The organism is Mycobacterium sp., assembly GCF_052144515.1.
Lineage (GTDB): Bacteria > Actinomycetota > Actinomycetes > Mycobacteriales > Mycobacteriaceae > Mycobacterium.
This window is the reverse complement of the sequence record NZ_JBKQQD010000315.1, coordinates 1-2,512: the sequence shown is the minus strand read 5'-3', so window position 1 is coordinate 2,512 and position 2,512 is coordinate 1. Positions and strand designations below refer to the sequence as shown.

The following is a 2,512-nucleotide window of genomic DNA, read 5'->3' as shown; positions in this document are numbered from 1 at the left end:
TCAAGCTTTAGATTTAGAGGTGGTTTCCACCACCTCGTTGAGGATGGCGGCGTGCGGATTGCCGGCCAGTCCCGGCGACGACGAGGACCACACCTGTTCGCGCATGAACGTCCGGTATTTGTTTGCGTCCTCGGCTGTGTCGAAGAAGACAAATTCCACGATGTACCGCGGATCGTCCTCGGCTTGAAAGACGTGCGCCGCGGTAACGCCATGCTGCTTTCGCGCGGGTGCGCGGCTGGCGAAGTCCTGCAGCCACGTGTCGAGGTCGGCGATCTGGTGTTCGATGTGCAAGACGGGCATGGACCAGTGTTACACATGGCCGCGGTGCTGCGTTTTGCCTTGTCATGCCAGCGCGGTTTTGCCGTTCCCTCCTAGCCAGGCGATGGGGCCCGAGGAATCGGTTGGCATCAAGAGCGGCGGTACTCGCGGCGGCGGTCTCGCTCACGCTCGTAACAGTCGCCGAGCGCGGAGTGTCCCTTTGGGCGGCCGCGCACCCATAATGACCCTATGGCCAGTGCTGGACGATCATCCCCGCAGCCGCTCGCTTCTTCCGATGGACCGCAGCAGAGCGGGCGGATCGTGGTCGGCGTCGACGGGTCGCGGGGATCATTGAACGCCCTGCGGTGGGTGTTCGGGGCCGGGGAACATTCGCCGGGCACATGAATGAATACTGCGCCGTCTTCGGCTGTCGCGGCTTGGCCGCGGCGATGCGCAGTCACATAGAGCCATCCTGGTCTACTTCGCGTACAGCTGGGCCTCGGCGTCCGCGGTATTACGTGAGTCGTCGATGTAGATCGACACGAACGGACCACGCAGGCTCACCAGCGATTCGAAGCGTTCTGGTTGCATATCTAGGCCTCCTGATTTTCTTCGACCGGTCGCGAGTCCCCGACACGGGCCAGACGGCATGGACGCAAATATGTTCGCCTTACGCATGTCTTTGGCGCGCGGCAACACTACAAAGCGCCGACGTGCGTCGGCAGAGTCGGAAGCCCCCAATCACCGCAGCCGGTGTCGTGTTCACCGGAAACCGACAAATGGTGCGTGGCGTGGTGAAAGAAAGAATCCTTACCGTTTCGATCCTTCATGTTCTGCGCCGGCATCCGGCAGAGACCGAAGTCCCATCCGTGGGGGGCATTTGTCGCCGTGACCGGTCCGGCGCGCTGACCGGCGCAGTCATCGGCTGGTTATGACGTGACAAGTCGCCACTCTCGGGGAACTCCGCGGACAGTCACCGCTTCCCCCTCGGCCTCGATCTGCACGGTTGCCGGACCGAGGCGCAGGTCGGTGAGGGCCAGCTTGCCCCAGCTCACCGATCAGCCGCCAGAATCCGTCACTGCCCCCAGACACCGCGCGACGCTGGCAATGTCGGCTCATGTCAACGGTGTCGCTATCACGCCAAACCCACATGCCGCCGGTGTCTACACCACGATGCGGATATCTGCGAAGCCTGGGATCTATCGATTCGTTTCCGGCGAGCGCCTCACGATACAGTTCGTCGACGTAGTCGGTGCCGGCGTCCGTGGGCGGTGACAGGATCAACACGGCGCCGACATGCATCGGGGCTGGATAGCAACTCCGCGGTCATCGTCGCGGCGTCCAGTCGATCCCGCGGATTCATTGTGTCCCCGGCAACTAAGCGGTGCGGTCGCGCCGCGTCGCTAATCCGCCGTCCAGGAGCCCTGACTGGTGCAGCGCATCCCACACAAACCGCTGTACCGGCTGCGAGCGGAAGAATCCGGTATGGCCGCCGGGGTACCAGACGATTTCCGGTTTGCCCCAGTGCTCCCAGAGGCGGATCACCTGCTCGCGTGGATGCACGAGCCGGTCAGCGATGCCGGCGTAGATGAAACGTCCGGGCATGGGCACGAGCGGAGCAAGCGACAGCGGCGACACCATCCGCCCGATGGGTTCAGCCAATTCCATCGTGTGACGGCGGGGGTCATCGTGACTGAGGCCGGAGTGGCGCCCTAGCACCTCGACCAGGTCGGCCACCGGAACACCGAGGATCGCGCAGGTGAGGCCCTTTTCGAGGCTGGCGACCAGCGACGCGATGTAGCCGCCGAGCGAGAGACTGTTCAACCCGATCAGCGACTCGGGCTCCTGCAATCGGATCCAGGACAACAGCCGCCGGATATCCCACACCGCCTGAGTAGTGGGCCGTGCGATCGGAAGTTCGTCCGGCGCTTGATCGAGGTAATCGCGGAATGATTGTGAAGTAGCGGCCGGTCTGTATGAACGGTCTGATGGCGCTGCCCAAACCAGCGACACCGGGTGGGCTCAGGAGCAAAGCCCCCGGGCGTTGATTTGAGGAGATTGACAATGACGAAGACACCCGAAAAGACCGAGGCACGTTGGGCCGAACTGTCTGACGAGGTGCTCGAATCGGTCGAGGCAAGCCGTAAGGAGGCCATCGACGCCATCCGCAAGTTCGTCGATCAGGTGAGTGCAGACCTCCCCGATGAGTCGCGGGAGGTTGTCCCGGGTCTCGTAGAACTTGAGGTGGCGGTCC

3 protein-coding genes and 2 pseudogenes are annotated in these 2,512 nt (G+C 63.1%); 1 reads left to right on the top strand and 4 read right to left on the bottom strand.

Annotated features, from left to right (window positions below):
* The 4 genes and pseudogenes from ACLP9N_RS21470 to ACLP9N_RS21455 all read right to left on the bottom strand — a co-directional run.
* Positions 1–300 (bottom strand): hypothetical protein, encoded by a 300-nt coding sequence (locus tag ACLP9N_RS21470; RefSeq protein WP_442409301.1) that lies wholly within the window; start codon positions 298–300, stop codon positions 1–3.
* Between the two features lie 887 nt (positions 301–1,187).
* Positions 1,188–1,313, bottom strand: a complete 126-nt coding sequence (locus ACLP9N_RS21465; RefSeq protein ID WP_442409302.1) for a hypothetical protein — start codon at positions 1,311–1,313, stop codon at positions 1,188–1,190.
* 49 nt (positions 1,314–1,362) lie between these two features.
* Positions 1,363–1,560, bottom strand: a pseudogene (locus ACLP9N_RS21460) (wax ester/triacylglycerol synthase domain-containing protein); the annotation flags it as partial.
* A 75-nt stretch (positions 1,561–1,635) separates the two neighbouring features.
* Positions 1,636–2,157: pseudogene (locus ACLP9N_RS21455) on the bottom strand (alpha/beta hydrolase family protein); the annotation flags it as partial.
* 165 nt (positions 2,158–2,322) lie between these two features.
* On the opposite strand from ACLP9N_RS21455, the gene ACLP9N_RS21450 reads away from it, so the two are divergent.
* Positions 2,323–2,512 (top strand): hypothetical protein (locus ACLP9N_RS21450; protein ID WP_442409300.1); only part of this gene is annotated, 190 nt, incomplete at its 3' end.